This is a genomic window from Agrobacterium sp. V1, assembly GCF_030518355.1.
GTDB lineage: Bacteria > Pseudomonadota > Alphaproteobacteria > Rhizobiales > Rhizobiaceae > Agrobacterium > Agrobacterium cucumeris.
Window position 1 is genome coordinate 1608585 of sequence record NZ_JAULSF010000001.1, and the last position, 18921, is coordinate 1627505.

The window sequence follows — 18921 nt, forward strand, 5'->3', positions numbered from 1 at the left end:
TTATTCCCTACCGTCCACGTGAAAACCGCCAATACTCTCCGCAGCCACTCAAAAGCGGCACGGCTGTCCGAAATTCGACAAGCGCGCCCATGGCTTTAAAGGGCTCGTTAACTCTGGCGTCCTATCCTCCTTTGCCAAATATACGGTATGGGAAGCACGCGATGGCACGGCCGAATTTCCGCTTTACGCATTACGACCTGAAGGAATTGCGGGCTGGGACGACCATTGAAATATCGCTGTCGGCCGTCAACAATGTGCGGCTGATGACAGGCGCGAATTTTCAGCGCTTCACCGAACTGCTCGACTTCAAATATCTCGGCGGTGTCGCGAAAAAATCGCCGATCCGCATCGCCATTCCGGAAACGATGCACTGGCACCTGGTGATCGACGCCGAGGGGCATAGTGGCCTGGCGGAATCCTCGGTGAAGATGCTGCCGGCGCAGCCGCAGGTCGCGCCACAGCGCAAAGCGTCCTGATTTCTTCAAAGCATTTCGGCTTTTCTCGGAAACGCCACACGCTCTCGGAGCTTTACACATTTTCCGAGCGTAAAAGCACCACGCATTTTGACGGAAATTCACTAATAAACAAAGAGATAGCGCGGCTTTGCGACTCTTTTTGCCAAGCACATGATTCTGTTTGTGAAGAACGCCGCCTAACGCCCCCCACGCTCACGGCGCAGCTTCGCCCACCAGTCGAGACGTTTGCGGATTTCCCGCTCGAACCCCCTGTCGGGCGGATCGTAAAAAGTCGTGCGACCCATTTTTTCCGGGAAATAATCCTGTCCCGAAAAAGCATCCGGCTCGTCATGGTCATAACGGTAACCGTCACCGTACCCCTCGCCCTTCATCAGCTTGGTCGGAGCATTGAGGATATGTTTCGGCGGCACCAGCGAGCCGTTCTCCTTGGCCGCCCGCATTGCCGATTTGAAGGCGGTGTAAACGGCGTTGGATTTCGGTGCGGTGGCGAGATAAACGCAGGCCTGCGCCAGCGCCAGCTCGCCCTCGGGTGAACCGAGATAATCATAGGCATCCTTGGCGGCATTGCAGACGGCAAGCGCCTGCGGATCGGCAAGGCCGATATCTTCCACCGCCATGCGCACCAGCCGCCGCCCTAGATAAAGCGGATCTTCGCCAGCATCGAACATGCGGGCCAGATAATAAAGCGCCGCATCCGGATCCGAGCCGCGCACCGACTTATGCAGCGCCGAAATGAGATTGTAGTGACCGTCCTGGCTCTTGTCGTAAACCGGGGCGCGTCGCTGCACGATGCGTGTCAGCCCTTCGGTATCGAAGGTCTCATCCTTGCGCGCCGCCCGCCAGACCTCTTCGGCGAGCGTCAGCACGGCACGGCCATCGCCATCCGCCATGCGGATGAGGCTCGCCCGCGCGTCTTCCGTCAGTGGCAGAGGTTTGCCCTCCGCTTCCTCGGCGCGTTTCAGAAGTTCACTGAGACTATCCTCATCATGCGAACCAAATGTCAGCACCCGCGCCCGCGACAAAAGAGCGGCGTTGAGTTCGAAGGACGGGTTTTCGGTGGTGGCGCCGACCAGAATGATGGTGCCATCCTCCATCACCGGCAGGAAGCTATCCTGCTGGGCGCGGTTGAAACGGTGTATCTCGTCAACGAACAGCAGCGTCTGCCGGCCGTTCATCCGGCGGGTGCGCGCGGCCTCGAATACTTTCTTGAGGTCAGCGACCCCGGAAAAGATCGCCGAGATTTGCTCGAAAGCCAGCCCCGCCTCACCCGAAAGCAGGCGGGCCACTGTGGTCTTGCCGGTTCCGGGCGGCCCCCAGAAGATCATCGATCCCAGTGAGCCGCTGTCGATCATCCGGCGCAGCACGCCCTCCTCGCCCGTCAGATGCGCCTGCCCGCTTACCTCGGCCAGTGTCTTTGGACGCAGGCGATCGGCAAGAGGCCGCCGATTGGCGACCTCGACAGGCACTTGCGGGGCGAAGAGGTCGTCACTCATCGCAGGAACTGCCGGATGCGCTGGCCGTCGCGCAAGATTTCGACCCGCCAGAAACCGGGATTGTCATCCAGCGCCTTCTCGACCGCAGCCGTGGAGCCGATATCCGCGCCATTCAGCGACAGGATCACGTCCTTCGGCTGGAAACCGACACGATAGGCTGGCGAACCACGCTTCACATCGGTGATGACCACGCCCGTCACCTGCGACGGCATGCGCAGCTCATCGGCAAGCTTCGGCGAAAGATTGGCGACGGTGGCACCAGCGAAGGGATTGCGGCCTTCGACCAAGCGCTCATCCCGCGGCGCGGTTTCCGGCGCCGTATCGAGTGCGATGGTCAGCTTCTTTTCCTTGCCCTTGTCCATCACGGTAAGCTCGGCGGATTTACCGATGCCCGCCGTCGTCAGGCGATAACCCAGCGCATCGGGATGCTCGACCTCGAAACCGTTGACTGCGGTAACAACCTGTCCTGGCTCGATGCCCGCCTTCTCCGCCGGGCCATCCTTGACGACACTGACGACCAGCGCCCCACGGGCGCGATGCAGACCCAGCGCCTCGGCGACATCAGACGTCACGGGATCGAAAGTCGCGCCAATATAGGGCCGCTGAAAGTTTGCATCACCGCGTTCGGCCGCAGCCACGAATACCCGCACCAGATTGGCGGGAATGGCAAAGCCGATACCGTTAGACCCGCCGCCCTTGGAGAAGATCGCGGTATTGATGCCGATCAGCTCACCGGCCATGTTCGTCAGCGCACCACCGGAATTGCCGGGGTTGATGGAAGCATCGGTCTGGATGAAGAAGCCGAAATCGCCCTGCGTCACCTGATTGCGCGCCAGACCCGAAACGATGCCGCTCGTCACCGTCTGGCCGACACCAAAGGGGTTGCCGATGGCCAGCACCAGATCACCGACCTCGATAGAATCCGAATTGCCAAGCGACAGCACGGGGAACTGCTCCTTGGCATCGATCTGCAGAATGGCGAGGTCGATACGGTCGTCCTTCATCAGCACCTTGGAGGAAAACTCGCGTCCATCCGCCAGCGCTACCTTGATGTCGTCGGCACCATCGATGACATGGTTGTTGGTCACGACCAGACCGCCGGCGGTGACGATCACGCCCGAGCCGAGCGACGACTGCTTTTCCGTGCGGTTCGGCATCTGCTGGCCGAAGAACTGCTCGAAGAACGGGTCGCCGGCAAAGGGCGACAGGCGCCGCTGCACGACACGTTCGGCATAGACGTTGACCACAGCACCCGCGGTGCGCTTGACCAGCGGCGCGAAGGAAAGCTGCATTTCCGTGTGGCTTGACGGTACGGTCTTGTTGTCCTGCGCCTGCGCACCCGCGGGCAGGAGAATGAGCGCGGCGAGAAAGCCGGTGGACAGATACTTCAACACGCTTCGCATGTGATTCCTCATCGTCATCAGTATGATGGAGTTATAACGCCAAAGCCTGTAAAGCAAAGAGCGGCAAGATGATGGCCAGCCTTTTCCCTGTGCAGGCCGGTTCCGGCAATTGGAACCACCAACGCCCCTTTTTGGTTTCATCCGCATCGATTATCCTTGAAAGAAACGATCCATGCATCTGAAACAGACTCTTCTCGCCTGCGGCCTCCTCCTCTGCGCCTCCACTCTCAGCTCGCCAGCTTCGGCAGCCAGCTTTGATTGCACCAAGACCGACCTGGCGGCGGATGAAAAGGCGATCTGCGACAATCGCGCCCTGAACGACCAGGACGTGAAGATGGCCACCACCTTCGACATCCTTACCCAGCTGATGGCCATGGGCGCCCGCGACACATTGCGCGACGAGCAGAGCCAATGGTTGAAGAAACGCCAGGAATGCGCAGCGGATGTCGCCTGCCTGACGGGCGCTTACGACGAGCGTATGAAGAAGCTCGGAGAAGCTTTCCAGAGCATCAACAGACCCCTTTGATCGATACGGTGATTATCAGGCTGCACGGATGATGTTCTCCATGAGACCGTGCAGCTGATCGCGATAACCGGTTCTGGCCGACGGCGCATCCTCACGCGAGGTCATGACGACTGACAAGCGCTTGGCGGGAACGATGTAGAGCATCTGCCCGCCATAACCCCAGGCATAATAGACCATTTCTCCCGCCATCTCCTTGATGAACCAGCAATAACCATAACCATCACCGTTGAAGACGGAGTTGGTGCGCTGTTGCCAGGACTGGTCGATCCATTCCTGCGAGATCAGCCGCTCACCGCCGGGTGTCACCCCGCCCCGCCGGTAAAGCTCGCCAAAGGCCAGCAATGAGCGCGCCGTCATCGCCATCTGGTTACCGCCGAGATAAATCCCCTGCGGATCACGCTCCCAGCCACCAATGGCAAATCCCTCCAGCGGCCGGAACCAGTCTCGCGCCAGAGAGAGCGTCGAGCGGCCGGAGGCCTTGGTCAATATCGCCGAGAGCAGATGTGTGGAGCCGGTGGAATAAAGCATGCCACCATCAGGCTCTCCGGCAAAACCGGACCCCAGCGCCATGCGCACCCAGTTGCGGCTGGCAACCCAGCGCCCATAATTCGGGCCGGACATGCGCTCCAGACCGGATTGCATCGAAAGCAGGTTGCCGATGGTGACCCTCTCCAGCCGTGGATCGGGATTCGGCGGAAAATCGCCGCGCAGGATGGTCGCAATCGGCTGATCGGCACCAGAGAGTATCTTCCGGTCGATCGCCATGCCGACCAGTGCGGAAATGACCGATTTCGATGCCGACTTGATGTTGGTGGAGCCGTTAAGGCTCGCGCCATGATAGGCGCGACTGACAACCTCCGCCCCGTCGATGCTGACGATGACGGCCTTGAGGCTCGAAAGCGCATCCGCGTCCCTCAGCAATGGATCAAAACGGGCGCCATTTCCGGAGCTTTGCGCGCGGGCAAGCGGGGCGAAAGGCAGCGAGGCGATGAGGGCGAGTGCGGTTCGTCTTTTCATGCTGATGAAGTTAGGCATCGCTACGCTACGGAAAAGAGCCGATGGACGAACATCACTCCAATGTGACTGCCGGGATGACCGGAAAACTGTCGGAAACATGCGAAATTACGATGTTAGAACAGCATGTTGCAGGGCCTAAGAGAATCGCCTTCTGAAGCAATTGAATCTCTTTCTTAGCGGAAAGCAGGATCTGTACCTGGGCAAGAAAAAAGCCGCTCGAAAACGGCTCACCTTGCAGACGGACGTGCGAGACCTTCTCCTCCGTCATGCCGGACTTGATCCGGCATCCAGCCACGGCGCGTCTGCGCCGTGAGAAGAGCCTCTAGCGATCAAGGACTTGATCGCGCTAGACCCCGGATCAAGTCCGGGGTGACGGAGTGTGTTTGTTATCGCTCTGCGAAACCCAAGAAGGAAAATGCGCACTGGGCGCAACCTCCCCTCTCACTCTGTGCCGGGCTTACTCCGGCAAAATCCGCACTGCGCCCTTGTCCGCGCTCGACGCAAAGGCCGCATAGGCCTTCAACGCCGTCGTGACATTGCGCTTGCGCGGTGCTACCGGCTTCCAGCCGAGCTCTTCCTGTTCGGCCCGGCGCGCTGCAAGTTCCGCATCCGTGACCTTGAGGTTGATGGTGCGATTGGGAATATCGATCTCGATCAGGTCGCCCTGACGCACGAGGCCGATGGCGCCGCCCTGCGCCGCTTCCGGCGAGGCGTGACCGATGGAAAGACCTGACGTGCCACCAGAAAAGCGACCGTCTGTAATCAGCGCGCAGGCTTTGCCGAGACCCTTGGATTTCAGGTAGCTGGTCGGATAGAGCATTTCCTGCATGCCCGGTCCGCCCTTCGGCCCTTCGTAACGGATGACGACGACATCGCCCGCCTTGACCTCATTGCCGAGAATGCCCTTCACCGCGGCGTCCTGGCTTTCGTAAACGACGGCCGAACCGTTGAATTTCAGGATCGATTCATCGACACCCGCCGTTTTCACGATGCAGCCGTCAAGCGCGATGTTGCCATAAAGCACGGCCAGACCGCCATCCTTGGAGAACGGCTTTTCGACCGAGCGGATGACGCCGTTATCGCTGTCGGTATCCAGATCATCCCAGCGCGAAGACTGGCTGAAGGCAACCTGGGTCGGCACGCCGCCCGGGGCCGCCTTGAAGAATTCACGAACCGTCTCGCTGTTGGTGCGGGTAATGTCCCAGCGATCGATGGCATCGCCCAGCGTCGCCTCGTGCACGGTATAGGTATCGCGGTTGATGAGACCGCCACGCTCCAGCTCGCCGAGAATGCGCATGATGCCGCCGGCGCGGTGAACGTCTTCCATATGCACGTCCTGCTTGGCCGGCGCGACCTTGGAAAGGCATGGAACCTTTCGGGAAAGACGGTCGATGTCCTCCATGCCGAAATCGACGCCGCCCTCATGGGCCGCCGCCAGGATATGCAGAACCGTGTTGGTGGAGCCGCCCATGGCGATATCCAGCGACATGGCGTTCTCAAACGCCGCCTTGTTGGCGATGGTGCGCGGCAAAACGGTCTCGTCATCCTGCTCGTAATAACGGCGGGCCAGATCGACGATCAGATGACCGGCCTCGACGAACAGACGCTTGCGATCCGAGTGGGTGGCAAGCGTCGAGCCGTTGCCGGGCAGCGAGAGACCCAGCGCCTCGGTCAGACAGTTCATCGAATTGGCGGTAAACATGCCGGAACAGGAACCGCAGGTCGGGCACGCAGAGCGTTCGATGATCTTGACGTCCTCATCGGAAATCTTGTCGTCGGCAGCCGCCACCATGGCATCGACCAGATCAAGCGCGACGGTCTTGCCATGCAGAACCACCTTGCCCGCTTCCATCGGGCCGCCGGACACAAAGACGGCGGGGATGTTGAGGCGCATCGCCGCATTCAGCATGCCGGGAGTGATCTTGTCGCAGTTGGAAATACAAACCATCGCATCGGCGCAATGGGCGTTGACCATATACTCGACAGAGTCAGCGATGATCTCGCGCGACGGCAGCGAATAAAGCATTCCATCATGACCCATGGCGATACCGTCATCGACCGCAATCGTGTTGAATTCCTTGGCAACGCCGCCCGCCGCTTCGATTTCGCGGGCAACCAGCTGGCCGAGATCTTTCAGGTGCACATGGCCCGGTACGAACTGCGTGAAGGAATTGACTACCGCGATGATCGGCTTGCCGAAATCGCTATCCTTCATGCCGGTGGCGCGCCAAAGGCCGCGCGCGCCCGCCATGTTGCGGCCGTGGGTTGTCGTTCTGGAGCGATAGGCTGGCATGGTGTTTTCCTCGATCTCTTGAACAGAAGGGCCGTCTTCCGCAGCACGGTCAAAACAGCCTCTGCCCTATTTTGCGGTTTTTCTAGCGCAAACCGCAAGCCCTGTCACTGTCACCTTCAGGCAAAACAGTACGGTTCGGTACGGTACGCTCCATCTGCTGCTGCCATTCCGGCACTGGCTCATCACAAATGCGCGATTTTCACCGTGCGGTCGTTGTTTTTTCGCACAGCGCTGAAACATATCTGTGCAGCGGTCGTATTGGTTATCATAATCGATTTATCGCCGATGCACCCGGCTTTTGTGGAGGTTGAAATGCCCGCCTATCGTCCGCCCCTCATCGCGGCAAGTGAAATCACGCCGAAGAGTACCTACCTGTCCCGACGCGGCTTTCTCGGCACGGCGGCCGGACTTGCGGCAGTTGGACTTACCGGTCGCGAAGCGATCGCCGCACCGCTTTCCGCAAAACCCGGCGCCTACAAGCTGGATGACAAGCTCACCCCGCTCGATGCCGTCACCAGCTACAATAATTTCTACGAATTCGGCGTCGGAAAATCCGACCCGAAGGAAAATTCCGGCAAGTTCAAGCCCACCCCATGGACGGTGAAGGTGGATGGCCTCGTCTCCAAGCCGCAGGAATTCGGCATTGAAGAGCTGATGAAATACCAGCTTGAAGAACGTACCTATCGCATGCGCTGCGTCGAAGGCTGGTCGATGGTCATTCCATGGATCGGTTTCCCGCTCGCAAGCCTGCTCGACAAGGTTGAGCCGCTTGGCAGCGCGAAATACGTCACCTTCGAAACCGTGGTGCGGCCGGAGGAAATGCCGGGCCAAACCGGCCTGTTCCAGCCGCTGTCCTGGCCCTATATCGAAGGCCTGCGCCTCGATGAGGCGCGACACCCGCTGACCCTGCTTGCCGTCGGCCTATACGGAGAAACGCTGCCCAACCAGAACGGCGCGCCGATCCGGCTGGTCGTTCCATGGAAATACGGCTTCAAGGGCATCAAATCCATCGTCAAGATTTCGCTGGTCGAAAAGCAGCCGGAAACGACGTGGAAAAATTCCAATGCCCGCGAATACGGCTTTTATTCCAACGTCAATCCGCATGTGGACCATCCCCGCTGGAGCCAGGCGACCGAACAGCGCATCGGCGAAGGCGGCTTTTTCGGCACCCAGAACCGCCCTACCCTGATGTTCAACGGGTATGACGAGGTGGCAAGCCTTTATACCGGAATGGACCTGAAAGCGAATTATTGACCATGGCCTTTGCCCTGTCGCTTCCATCGCTGCCGAAGCGTTACCAGCCGGCGACCATCTGGTCGCTATATGTGATCGGTCTCTGTCCGGCCGTCTGGTATTTCTATCTCGCCGCAACCGGCGGCCTCGGCTTCAACCCGGTCAAGGATTTCGAGCACCTGCTTGGCATCTGGGCGCTGCGCTTTCTCTGCCTTGGCCTGCTGGTGACGCCGTTGCGCGACCTCTTCAACATCAACCTCATCGCCTATCGCCGGGCACTGGGCCTGATTGCCTTTTATTACGTGCTCGCGCACTTCACCGTCTATCTGGTGCTGGATCGCGGCCTGATGCTGGGCTCCATCGCCGGAGATATTCTCAAACGCCCCTATATCATGCTCGGCATGGCCGGGCTTGTCATGCTCACGCCGCTTGCGCTCACCTCCAACCGCTGGTCCATCCGCAAGCTTGGCAGCCGCTGGAACACGTTGCACAAGCTCGTCTATCTCGTGCTCATCGTTGGCGTGCTGCATTTCGTGCTGGCACGAAAATCGATCACGCTGGAGCCGGTGTTTTACATCAGCACCATGGTGGTATTGCTTGGATATCGGCTGGTGCGGCCGACGATCATGGCGAGGAAGAGGGCGAAACGCGCGAAAGCCGCCCGGCCATGAAGAATGCGGCCACAATGCCCGCGATGTAACAGACGATATTCCATGGGGAAAAAACGCGACCGAGCAGCAAGGCTCCGGCGGTCGTCGATCGAAACGCGTCCAGCGCCGGAAAATGGACAAGCCGGATGAATTCCACGGCAATAGCGACGAGAATGGCGGCCTGAGCCTCATGACCACGCCAACCGGACGGAAATACCGCCGCCAGCAACAGAAAAACCATGGCTCCCCACAGCACGGATCCGCCATATTTTACCGCCACGAACGGTAACCCAACGTCATAACCGAACCTGCGCAGGCAAAGGCCGCAGACGATCACCACGATCGCCGCCGCCAGAAGCCGGATGCGGGTGAAATAAGATGGGGATACGCGCGGCAGGCCCATACGGCTTCCTTCGGGTTTTCGTATGAAAGGTGACGAAGTGAGATCGGGGACGGAAATGAGCACATCAACAAGCCCGGCCGCAAGTCGCCTCTCCGTCCTGGACAATCTGCTCTGCGATACCTATCCCTGGGGCGAACTCAAGGGCTTCAGGCGCTTTATTGTCGAATTTCTCTATTTCGGCATCAAGGAGGCCCGCGCCTGCCTGTTTGCGGGGTTGTTTTTCATCTCCATCTTCGTCGTGCCGCATGGCGGGTTGTTCGGCATCCCGCGTTATGACGTACTGCTGATCATTGCGCTCGCCATCCAGTTCTTCATGATCTGGAGCAGGCTTGAAACGCTTGATGAGGCCAAGGCCATCCTGCTGTTTCACGTCGTCGGTTTCGCATTGGAGGTGTTCAAGACATCCAGCGCCATCCAGTCGTGGTCCTATCCGGATTTCGCCTATAGCAAGGTCCTCGGCGTGCCGCTTTTCTCCGGCTTCATGTATGCCGCCGTTGGCAGCTACATCATTCAGGCATGGCGGCTGCTGGATGTGCGCATTCGCCACTATCCAACCTACTGGATGGCGACGCTGATCGGCATCGCCATCTATGCCAACTTCTTCACCCATCACTTCATCGGCGACTACCGCTGGTACATCGCCGCCTGCGCCATAGGGCTTTATTCCCGCGCGACCGTGATTTACCGCCCCTATGATCGGGATCGAAAGATGCCGCTGCTCCTCTCATTCGTCCTAATAGGATTTTTCGTCTGGCTGGCGGAAAACATCTCCACCTTCTTCGGCATCTGGAAATATCCCGACCAACTCGGCGCCTGGTCCGTGGTGCATATCGGCAAATGGAGCTCATGGTCGCTGCTGGTCATCATGACCTTCACCATCGTCGCGCATCTCAAGCACATCAAGGCCCGTATCCACGTTCCGGAGTGAAAGAGGATTCTCTGCAGCCAAGCAACTGGCTGGGCAGCTCACGGCTGCGGCAATATTCGCAAATGTACCCGCACGAATGTGCTCAAGGTCGCGAGATCCGCGCCTGCCCCTCCTCCCGATACCAAACGCAAAAAAGCCGGGCGATCTCTCACCCGGCTTTTTAACTCACGACACCCGAAGGCGTCACATATTACGCAGCTTCGGCAGCAGCAGCTTCAGCAGCAACGCGAGCCTTGTCGGCTGCACCCTTGGCGTCAACGTCGCGCTCGACGAATTCCACAACGGCGAGAGCCGCGTTGTCGCCCTGGCGGTAGCCGGCCTTCATGATACGCAGGTAGCCGCCATTGCGGGTTGCGTAACGCGAAGCGATCGCGTCGAACAGCTTGCGAACGGCGTCCTGATCCTTGATCTGCGAGATCGCCTGACGACGAGCGTGCAGGTCGCCGCGCTTGCCGAGGGTCACGAGACGCTCGACGATCGGACGGATTTCCTTCGCCTTCGGAAGGGTGGTGACGATCTGCTCATGGGTGATGAGCGAAGCAGCCATGTTGGCAAACATTGCCTTGCGGTGGCTGGCGGTTCTATTGAGCTTGCGGCCTGAATTTCCGTGGCGCATTGCTATTCTCCTTCTACGCAGGTTCCTTCTCTAAGGCCTGCCGTTTCCTGGCACATGCAGATGACTTATCTGCTGTTTGACGGGGAAAGGCAGTCTTTAAAGGGTCTGCCTTTTTGATTGTTAGTACTGGTCTTCGTAACGCTTGGCGAGATCTTCGATGTTCTCTGGCGGCCATGCCGGCACTTCCATGCCGAGGTGCAGACCCATGGAAGCGAGAACTTCCTTGATTTCGTTCAGCGACTTGCGACCAAAGTTCGGCGTGCGGAGCATTTCGGCTTCGGTCTTCTGGATCAGGTCGCCGATGTACACGATGTTGTCGTTCTTCAGGCAGTTTGCCGAACGAACGGACAGCTCGAGCTCGTCGACCTTCTTGAGAAGCGCCGGGTTGAACGCGAGTTCGGTAACCGATTCTTCTTCTGCTTCCTTCTGCGGCTCGTCGAAGTTGACGAAGACGCCCAGCTGGTCCTGAAGAATGCGAGCGGCGAAGGCAACGGCGTCTTCGCCGGAAACGGAACCGTTGGTCTCGATCGTCATGATCAGCTTGTCATAGTCGAGAACCTGGCCTTCGCGGGTGTTTTCCACCTTGTAGGACACTTTCTTGACCGGAGAATAGAGGCTGTCCACCGGAATGAGGCCGATCGGGGCATCTTCCGCGCGGTTGCGCTCAGCCGGTACGTAACCCTTGCCGTTGTTGACGGTGAATTCCATGCGGATTTCAGCGCCATCATCAAGCGTGCAGATCACGTGGTCGGGGTTCAGGATCTCGATGTCGCCAACCGTCTGGATGTCACCAGCGGTTACGGCACCAGGGCCCTGCTTGCGCACGACCATGCGCTTGGAATCGTCGCCATCCATCTTGATGGCGATTTCCTTGATGTTGAGCACGATATCCGTCACATCTTCCCGAACGCCGGGGATGGAGGAGAATTCATGCAGGACACCGTCGATCTGCACGGCCGTTACAGCGGCGCCACGCAGAGAAGACAACAGAACGCGACGCAGCGCGTTGCCGAGGGTAAGACCGAAACCACGTTCCAGCGGCTCGGCAACCAGGGTTGCCTTGGTGCGGCTGGACGAGGTGAACTCGACCTTGTTCGGCTTGATAAGTTCCTGCCAGTTCTTCTGAATCATCTTTAAACCTTCCGTTCGCCGCCACCATCCAATCGTGACGGACCGAGCATGAAAACACCGAGAGGAACCTAATTCAGTGGTTCATCAGTGGGTTCTTGAGCGCAAGTCCGTCGATCGAAATCGACGCGCACACGCCAGATACACGAAAATTCCGCCAGACCTGAGGTAAGGCGGAATTTCCGAACCACGGTCGCGTCAGACGCGGCGCTTCTTGCGCGGACGGCAACCATTGTGCGGGATCGGCGTCACGTCGCGAATGGAAGTGATCATGAAACCGGCAGCCTGCAGAGCGCGAAGTGCCGATTCACGGCCGGAACCCGGACCGCAAACTTCAACTTCAAGCGACTTCATGCCGTGTTCCTGAGCCTTCTTCGCGCAATCTTCAGCAGCGATCTGGGCAGCGAACGGGGTCGACTTACGCGAACCCTTGAAGCCCTTGGCACCAGCGGACGACCAGGCAATAGCATTGCCCTGTGCGTCGGTGATGGTGATCATCGTGTTGTTGAAGGTCGAGTTGACGTGCGCGACGCCCGACGTGATATTTTTGCGTTCGCGACGACGGACGCGTGCGGCTTCCTTGGCCATGTTATACCTTTCATTGATCTCTTCACCGCCGTAACACCAGCGGCTACACCGGCGATCAGCCCGTATTCGAGCTTTTCGCCAAACTCAGAAAGGCTGGCGCGGACTGCACCAGCCTCCCCTTTCCGGAGAACCGAAAAATTACTTCTTCTTACCAGCGATAGCCTTCGCCGGACCCTTGCGGGTGCGGGCGTTGGTGTGCGTGCGCTGACCGCGGACCGGAAGGCCACGACGGTGACGCAGGCCGCGGTAGCAGCCGAGGTCCATCAAACGCTTGATGTTCATCGACGTGTCGCGACGCAGGTCGCCTTCGACCTGGTAGTCGCGGTCGATGGCTTCGCGGATCTGAAGAACTTCAGCATCCGTCAGCTGATGAACGCGCTTGTCAGCCGGAAGACCGACCTTGTCCATGATTTCCTGCGCGAATTTCGGACCAATCCCGTGAATGTAGGTCAGCGCAATAACAACGCGCTTCGCAGTCGGGATGTTGACGCCAGCGATACGTGCCACGTCTTTTCTCCTTGGTTCCAGTTGCCATCCGGCAAGTGGTGATTCCAGTCGAGCGACCAACAGGGTCGCCAGTTCAAAATTGATGTCCGTGACAGGTCAAAACGACCGAACCCGGATCTCCCTCCCTTAAGGGAAATCCGCGCCAGTCGCTTGGGATGTCGCGAGTTGGCGCGGTGTTTAACGGAATCAGCGCAAAAAAGCAACCGGCTCCGCCAAGATTCTTTTTGCCATCCAAAGGACGAGCTAAATCATGAGAGCGGCAAATCGGGCGAAAATCGCCGGCAGATTTTGCCACCCTGCCACAGCCGTCAGGCAGAAGCTTTTTCGAGGACGTTTTCGATAGCCTCGGTCACGGCATCGACATCCGCCATGCCATCCAGCGTCACAAGTTCACCCTGTTCGCTGTAATAGTTCGACAGCGGCGCGGTCTTCTCGCGATATTCCGTCAGGCGCTTGCGGAAGGCTTCCGGATTGTCGTCCGAACGAACCGTACCACCGGCGGCAATGGTTTCTGCGACGCGGTTTTCGATTCGGCGAATCAACGCCTCTTCGTCCACCTTCAGTTCGATGACGGCATCAAGGGCAAGATTCTTGTTGCGCATGTTCTCGGCAAGCGCCTTGGCCTGCGGAACGGTGCGCGGATAGCCGTCGAGAATAAAGCCCTTGGCACAGTCAGGTGCCTCGATACGTTCGGAAACGATCTGATTGACGATATCGTCGGAAACCAGCCCGCCGGCGTCCATGACGGCCTTGGCGCGCTTGCCGATTTCGGTGCCCGCGCTGACCGCAGCGCGAAGCATGTCACCGGTGGAAAGCTGCGGGATCCCGTACTTGTCAGTCAGCCGCTTGGCCTGGGTTCCCTTGCCCGCACCCGGCGGACCCAAAAATATCAGTCTCATCGTCCCCTCTTTCCTCCACGCAACTTCGACTTCTTGATCAGCCCTTCATATTGCTGCGCGATCAGGTGGCCCTGGATTTGCGCAACCGTGTCCAGAGTTACACTGACAACGATCAAAAGCGAAGTACCACCAAGGGCTAATGGAATGCCCGTGCGTGCGATAAGTGTCTCAGGAAGGATACACACGAAGACAAGATAAACAGCGCCGACCACTGTGATACGGGTCAGGACGTAATCGATGTACTCCGCGGTGCGCTCACCCGGACGAATGCCCGGAATGAAGCCGCCATGCTTCTTGAGGTTATCGGCCGTATCCTTCGGATTGAAGACGATAGCCGTGTAGAAGAATGCGAAAAACGCGATCAGCAGGCCGTAGAGCGCCATGAACAGCGGCTGTCCATGCTGCAGCGACGCAATGATGGACGTCGCCCAGCCGGGCAGATTGGTGTTTCCGGCAAAACCGGCAGCCGTCGCCGGCAGAAGCAGCAGCGAGGATGCGAAGATCGCGGGAATAACGCCGGCAGTGTTGAGCTTCAGCGGCAGATGCGAGGTATCGCCCTGGAACATCCGGTTGCCGACCTGTCGCTTCGGATATTGTATCAGCAGGCGACGCTGGGCGCGTTCCACGAAGACGATCAGCGCGATGACGCCGATAGCCACGACGACTACCATCAGAATGAGCGGGGTCGAAAGCGCACCGGTGCGGCCGAGTTCCAGCGTGCCGGCAAGCGCCTTGGGCAAGCCTGCAGCGATACCTGCGAAAATGATCAGCGAAATACCGTTGCCGATACCACGCGAGGTGATCTGCTCACCGAGCCACATCAGGAACATCGTGCCGCCGAGCAGCGTGATGACGGTGGAGATACGGAAGAACCAGCCCGGATCGACCACGAGGCCGCTGCCACTTTCAAGGCCGACCGCAATGCCATAGGCCTGCAGCGTACCGAGCAGCACCGTGCCGTAGCGGGTGTACTGGTTGATGATCTTGCGGCCGGCTTCGCCTTCCTTCTTCAACGCTTCAAGCGAGGGCACGACCGAGGTCATGAGCTGCACGATGATAGAAGCGGAGATGTAAGGCATGATGCCGAGGGCGAAAATCGCCATACGCTCGACAGCACCACCCGCAAACATGTTAAAAAGACCGAGAATACCGTTGGCCTGGCCCTGGAAGGCCTGCGCATAGGCTTCTGGGTTCAGGCCCGGAAGCGGAATATGGGTGCCAAGACGGTAGACGAGAAGTGCGGCAAGAGTAAACCAGAGACGCTTTTTCAGATCCTCCGCCTTAGCGAAGGTCGAAAAATTCAGGTTCGAAGCCAGTTGTTCCGCTGCGGAAGCCATAAATTTCTCCGAATGACCCTTGCCAGCCAGCAAAACCGGCCGATGCGGAAAGGTCTAAAAGATACCGGTTCAAAAACCGGGCTTCGGACGAACACGGCTTTGCGCCGCCATCATGCCTCACCCTGTTTTTTTATGTCCTATCCCCTCCCCTACGGAAGTTCAAGAACTGTGAGGCTCTCCCTGCAGCACTTTATGCCGCAAGCGGCGCGCATAACAGCTGCACCGCGAAGAGTTTGCCATGGTGCATCTCTAAATCGATTTAGATCGAAAGCAACATTGGCCAGGGAGCGCAGACGCCCGGAGCACGAAGCCCCGGGCGCCTGAAGTCTATATATTACTCGGAAGCTTCGGCTGCAACCACGAGAAGCTTGATCGAGCCGCCGGCCTTCTCAATCTTTTCGAGCGCGGGCTTGGAAGCGCCGGCAACTTCGAAGGCAACCTTGGCCTTCAGCTCGCCGTCGGCGAGGATGCGGACACCGTCCTTGACGCGGCGGATAACGCCGGCTGCCTTGAGAGCAGCAGCATCGATCGTTGCGGAAGCATCGAGCTTCTTGGCGTCGATGGCGGTCTGGATGCGGCCGAGCGACACAACAGCATATTCGGAACCGAAGATGTTGTTAAAGCCGCGCTTCGGCAGGCGACGGTAGATTGGCATCTGACCGCCTTCGAAGCCGTTGATGGCGACGCCCGAACGAGCCTTCTGACCCTTCACACCGCGACCACCGGTCTTGCCCTTGCCAGAACCGATACCGCGACCTACGCGGATACGATCCTTGGAGGAGCCTTCGTTGTCTCTGATTTCATTGAGTTTCATGATAGGTTACTCCGTCTCACTTCTCGTCAACGACGCGAACGAGATGCTGGACCGCACGGATCATGCCACGAACCGCCGGAGTATCTTCCAGGGTGCGCTGACGATGCATCTTGTTGAGACCCAGACCGACCAGCGTCTGACGCTGGATTGCCGGGCGGCGAATAGGGCTGCCGATCTGTTCGACCGTAACAGTCTTCTTGGCTTCAGTAGTTTTCTTGGCCATGATCCAGCTCCTTATTCTTCAGAAGCGTTGCCGGACGCGGCGCGGCGAGCCTGAAGGGTCGCAAACTTAAGACCGCGCTGTGCAGCGATGTCCTTCGGATGAACCTGATGCTTCAGAGCGTCGAACGTTGCGCGAACCATGTTGTAAGGGTTCGACGAACCGGTCGACTTCGCAACGACGTCATGAACGCCCAGCGTTTCGAAAACAGCGCGCATCGGACCACCGGCGATGATACCGGTACCGGCCTTGGCCGAACGCAGCAGAACCTTGCCTGCGCCATGACGGCCATTGACGTCGTGATGCAGCGTGCGACCATCGCGCAGCGGAACGAAGATCAGATCGCGCTTTGCGCTTTCAGTTGCCTTGCGGATCGCTTCCGGAACTTCACGAGCCTTGCCGTGGCCGAAGCCGACGCGGCCCTTCTGGTCGCCGACGACGACGAGAGCGGCGAAGCCGAAGCGACGGCCACCCTTAACAACCTTTGCAACGCGGTTGATCGCGACCAGCTTGTCGACGAATTCGCTATCGCGCTCTTCGCGGTTCTGGCGATCTTCGCGAGAACCTCTTTTATCCTGTGCCATTGTCCTTGTCCTTTTTCTTTTACGGGTGGAACGGCAAACGAAAAGACCAGCGGCCTCGATGAAGAGATCCGCATGGCCCGGTGAAATTCCGCCCGGATCGTTGCCCGGGCGGAAAAATATCAGAAGTTCAGACCGCCTTCGCGGGCAGCATCTGCCAGGGCCTTGACGCGGCCGTGATAGATGAACGCGCCTCGGTCGAATACGACATCCTTGACGCCAGCCTTGACGCCGCGCTCGGCAACCAGCTTGCCCACGACAGATGCCGCAGCAACGTCGGCGCCGGTCTTGAGCGAGCCGCGCAGATCAGCTTCGAGCGTGGAGGCAGACGCAAGCGTCTTGCCAGCAACATCATCGATGATCTGGGCGTAGATGTTCTTCGACGAGCGATGAACCGACAGGCGCGGGCGGCCGTTGGCAACCGCCTTGATCTGGCGGCGCACACGGCTCGCGCGACGTGCAAGTGCTTCTTTCCTGCTAGCCATTTCGCGTGATCCTTACTTCTTCTTGCCTTCTTTGCGGACGATACGCTCTTCAGCGTACTTCACGCCCTTGCCCTTGTAGGGCTCGGGACCACGGTATTCGCGGATTTCCGCGGCTACCTGACCGACCTGCTGCTTGTTGATACCGGAAACGATAATTTCCGTCGGCTTCGGTACGGCAATGGTGATGCCGACCGGAGGCTCATAAACCACATCGTGGGAGAAACCGAGCGCCAGCTGCAGGTTCTTGCCCTGCAGGGCGGCACGATAACCAACGCCGTTGATTTCGAGCTTGCGTTCGTAACCGTCCTTAACACCCTTGAAGATGTTCTCGATCATCGTGCGGGACATGCCCCACTTCGAGCGAGCTTCCTTGGTGCCATTGGCCGGCGTTACGGAAACGCCGTTATCTTCGAGTTTCAGCTGAATATCGTCGTTTGCGACGAAAAACAGTTCACCCTTCGGGCCCTTCGCAGTGACCTTCTGGCCGTCGACATTGGCCGTCACACCTGCGGGAACCGGAACGGGCTTTTTACCGATACGAGACATTGTTCAATCCTGTCTGTTCGTTATGGAGATCCGTACTCGATCTTAGAAGACCGAGCAAAGAACCTCGCCACCAACGTTCTGTTCGCGAGCCTGGTGATCGGCCATCACACCCTTCGGAGTCGAAAGGATGGTGATGCCGAGGCCGTTCGCGACCTGCGGAATGGACTTTACCGAGACATAAACCCGGCGGCCCGGCTTGGAAACGCGGCCGATCTCACGGATCACGGACGCGCCTTCGTAGTACTTCAGTTCGATGGTGAATTCGGACTTGCCGTTTTCGAAATCGACCTTGGAATAACCGCGAATGTAGCCTTCAGCCTGCAGCACGTCGAGAACGCGTGCGCGGAGGCTGGAAGCAGGCGTGCTGACCGCAGACTTGCGGCGAGCGGCACCATTGCGGATGCGGGTGAGCATATCACCCAAAGGATCAGTCATGGTCATGTGCCCGTCTCCTTACCAGCTCGACTTGACAATACCCGGCACCTTGCCGGAATTGCCCAGCTCACGAAGCGCGATACGCGACATCTTGAGCTTGCGATAGAACGCGCGCGGACGGCCCGTTACTTCGCAGCGGTTGCGGATACGCGTCTTCGAGCCGTCACGCGGCAGCGAAGCGAGCTTCAGAGTGGCCTTGAACCGGTCTTCGATCGGAAGGGACTGGTTCATTACGATCGCCTTGAGTGCAGCACGCTTGGTAGCCTGCTGGGCGACCGACTTGCGGCGGCGCTTGTTCTTTTCAACTGCGCTTGTTTTCGCCATATCGGAGTTCCTTTTCTAC

24 protein-coding genes are annotated in these 18921 nt (G+C 58.8%); 5 read left to right on the top strand and 19 right to left on the bottom strand.

The genetic code is table 11. From position 1 onward, the window contains the following. Positions 1-161 precede the first annotated feature (161 nt). Entirely contained in the window at positions 162-476 is a 315-nt protein-coding gene (locus tag QSV77_RS07845) for a DUF1883 domain-containing protein (RefSeq protein WP_046798183.1), read from the top strand. 176 nt (positions 477-652) lie between these two features. Here the strand turns inward: QSV77_RS07845 and QSV77_RS07850 are convergent, their stop codons facing one another. Together QSV77_RS07850 and QSV77_RS07855 are read right to left on the bottom strand one after the other, a co-directional pair. Then, positions 653-1969 (bottom strand): replication-associated recombination protein A, encoded by a 1317-nt coding sequence (locus QSV77_RS07850; protein ID WP_269703927.1) that lies wholly within the window; start codon positions 1967-1969, stop codon positions 653-655. Then, the gene (locus QSV77_RS07855) at positions 1966-3372 is read right to left on the bottom strand and encodes a DegQ family serine endoprotease (RefSeq protein WP_302733047.1); all 1407 of its coding nucleotides are present in this window, start codon (positions 3370-3372) and stop codon (positions 1966-1968) included. Before QSV77_RS07855 ends, QSV77_RS07850 begins: the two co-directional genes overlap by 4 nt. Positions 3373-3544: 172 nt before the next feature. Here QSV77_RS07855 and QSV77_RS07860 point away from each other — a divergent pair, with 172 nt between their 5' ends. Next, positions 3545-3898, top strand: a complete 354-nt coding sequence (locus QSV77_RS07860) for a lysozyme inhibitor LprI family protein (RefSeq protein WP_302733048.1) — start codon at positions 3545-3547, stop codon at positions 3896-3898. A 15-nt stretch (positions 3899-3913) separates the two neighbouring features. Here QSV77_RS07860 and QSV77_RS07865 read toward each other — a convergent pair whose 3' ends face one another. The 3 genes from QSV77_RS07865 to ilvD form a co-directional block, all read right to left on the bottom strand. Beyond that, complete coding sequence (locus tag QSV77_RS07865; protein ID WP_302733049.1) at positions 3914-4915, bottom strand: serine hydrolase; 1002 nt, start codon at positions 4913-4915, stop codon at positions 3914-3916. 52 nt (positions 4916-4967) lie between these two features. Continuing rightward, positions 4968-5183 (bottom strand): hypothetical protein, encoded by a 216-nt coding sequence (locus tag QSV77_RS07870; protein WP_302733050.1) that lies wholly within the window; start codon positions 5181-5183, stop codon positions 4968-4970. 189 nt (positions 5184-5372) lie between these two features. Continuing rightward, complete coding sequence (gene ilvD, locus QSV77_RS07875; RefSeq protein ID WP_142840165.1) at positions 5373-7208, bottom strand: dihydroxy-acid dehydratase; 1836 nt, start codon at positions 7206-7208, stop codon at positions 5373-5375. Between the two features lie 312 nt (positions 7209-7520). Here ilvD and msrP point away from each other — a divergent pair, with 312 nt between their 5' ends. Then, positions 7521-8462, top strand: a complete 942-nt coding sequence (gene msrP / locus QSV77_RS07880; RefSeq protein WP_142840166.1) for a protein-methionine-sulfoxide reductase catalytic subunit MsrP — start codon at positions 7521-7523, stop codon at positions 8460-8462. A gap of 2 nt (positions 8463-8464) precedes the next feature. Continuing rightward, on the top strand, positions 8465-9112 hold the full coding sequence (gene msrQ, locus QSV77_RS07885) for a protein-methionine-sulfoxide reductase heme-binding subunit MsrQ (protein ID WP_302733051.1): 648 nt from the start codon (positions 8465-8467) through the stop codon (positions 9110-9112). Here the strand turns inward: msrQ and QSV77_RS07890 are convergent. Next, the gene (locus tag QSV77_RS07890; protein WP_302733052.1) at positions 9066-9494 is read right to left on the bottom strand and encodes a DUF2809 domain-containing protein; all 429 of its coding nucleotides are present in this window, start codon (positions 9492-9494) and stop codon (positions 9066-9068) included. The genes msrQ and QSV77_RS07890 overlap by 47 nt on opposite strands. A gap of 55 nt (positions 9495-9549) precedes the next feature. Between QSV77_RS07890 and QSV77_RS07895 the strand changes: the two genes are divergently transcribed. After that, positions 9550-10422: a DUF817 domain-containing protein gene (locus QSV77_RS07895; protein WP_271363571.1), complete on the top strand. Its 873-nt coding sequence runs from the start codon at positions 9550-9552 to the stop codon at positions 10420-10422. A 190-nt stretch (positions 10423-10612) separates the two neighbouring features. Here the strand turns inward: QSV77_RS07895 and rplQ are convergent, their stop codons facing one another. The 13 genes from rplQ to rpsN form a co-directional block, all read right to left on the bottom strand. Continuing rightward, entirely contained in the window at positions 10613-11038 is a 426-nt protein-coding gene (gene rplQ, locus QSV77_RS07900) for a 50S ribosomal protein L17 (protein WP_006313985.1), read from the bottom strand. A 120-nt stretch (positions 11039-11158) separates the two neighbouring features. After that, positions 11159-12169 (bottom strand): DNA-directed RNA polymerase subunit alpha, encoded by a 1011-nt coding sequence (locus QSV77_RS07905; protein ID WP_003495228.1) that lies wholly within the window; start codon positions 12167-12169, stop codon positions 11159-11161. Positions 12170-12364: 195 nt separating this feature from the next. Further along, positions 12365-12754 carry a 30S ribosomal protein S11 gene (rpsK, locus tag QSV77_RS07910; protein ID WP_003495225.1) on the bottom strand — a complete coding sequence of 130 codons (390 nt, stop codon included), beginning with the start codon at positions 12752-12754 and terminating at the stop codon, positions 12365-12367. A gap of 138 nt (positions 12755-12892) precedes the next feature. Further along, positions 12893-13261: a 30S ribosomal protein S13 gene (gene rpsM, locus QSV77_RS07915; RefSeq protein WP_003507791.1), complete on the bottom strand. Its 369-nt coding sequence runs from the start codon at positions 13259-13261 to the stop codon at positions 12893-12895. 308 nt (positions 13262-13569) lie between these two features. Further along, a complete protein-coding gene (locus tag QSV77_RS07920) occupies positions 13570-14160 on the bottom strand; it encodes an adenylate kinase (protein ID WP_142840170.1) in 591 nt (196 codons plus the stop codon). Then, positions 14157-15497 carry a preprotein translocase subunit SecY gene (secY, locus tag QSV77_RS07925; RefSeq protein WP_142840171.1) on the bottom strand — a complete coding sequence of 447 codons (1341 nt, stop codon included), beginning with the start codon at positions 15495-15497 and terminating at the stop codon, positions 14157-14159. The genes QSV77_RS07920 and secY overlap by 4 nt, the downstream gene beginning before the upstream one ends. A gap of 334 nt (positions 15498-15831) precedes the next feature. After that, a complete protein-coding gene (gene rplO, locus QSV77_RS07930; RefSeq protein WP_046798172.1) occupies positions 15832-16311 on the bottom strand; it encodes a 50S ribosomal protein L15 in 480 nt (159 codons plus the stop codon). 16 nt (positions 16312-16327) lie between these two features. Next, the gene (gene rpmD / locus QSV77_RS07935) at positions 16328-16534 is read right to left on the bottom strand and encodes a 50S ribosomal protein L30 (protein ID WP_003495212.1); all 207 of its coding nucleotides are present in this window, start codon (positions 16532-16534) and stop codon (positions 16328-16330) included. 11 nt (positions 16535-16545) lie between these two features. After that, a complete protein-coding gene (gene rpsE / locus QSV77_RS07940; protein ID WP_046798171.1) occupies positions 16546-17115 on the bottom strand; it encodes a 30S ribosomal protein S5 in 570 nt (189 codons plus the stop codon). A gap of 119 nt (positions 17116-17234) precedes the next feature. Beyond that, positions 17235-17597, bottom strand: a complete 363-nt coding sequence (rplR, locus tag QSV77_RS07945; protein ID WP_046798170.1) for a 50S ribosomal protein L18 — start codon at positions 17595-17597, stop codon at positions 17235-17237. A 12-nt stretch (positions 17598-17609) separates the two neighbouring features. Continuing rightward, positions 17610-18143, bottom strand: a complete 534-nt coding sequence (gene rplF / locus QSV77_RS07950) for a 50S ribosomal protein L6 (protein ID WP_006313979.1) — start codon at positions 18141-18143, stop codon at positions 17610-17612. 42 nt (positions 18144-18185) lie between these two features. After that, positions 18186-18584 carry a 30S ribosomal protein S8 gene (gene rpsH / locus QSV77_RS07955; protein ID WP_003507786.1) on the bottom strand — a complete coding sequence of 133 codons (399 nt, stop codon included), beginning with the start codon at positions 18582-18584 and terminating at the stop codon, positions 18186-18188. A gap of 12 nt (positions 18585-18596) precedes the next feature. Next, the gene (gene rpsN / locus QSV77_RS07960; protein WP_003495202.1) at positions 18597-18902 is read right to left on the bottom strand and encodes a 30S ribosomal protein S14; all 306 of its coding nucleotides are present in this window, start codon (positions 18900-18902) and stop codon (positions 18597-18599) included. Positions 18903-18921: the final 19 nt, after the last annotated feature.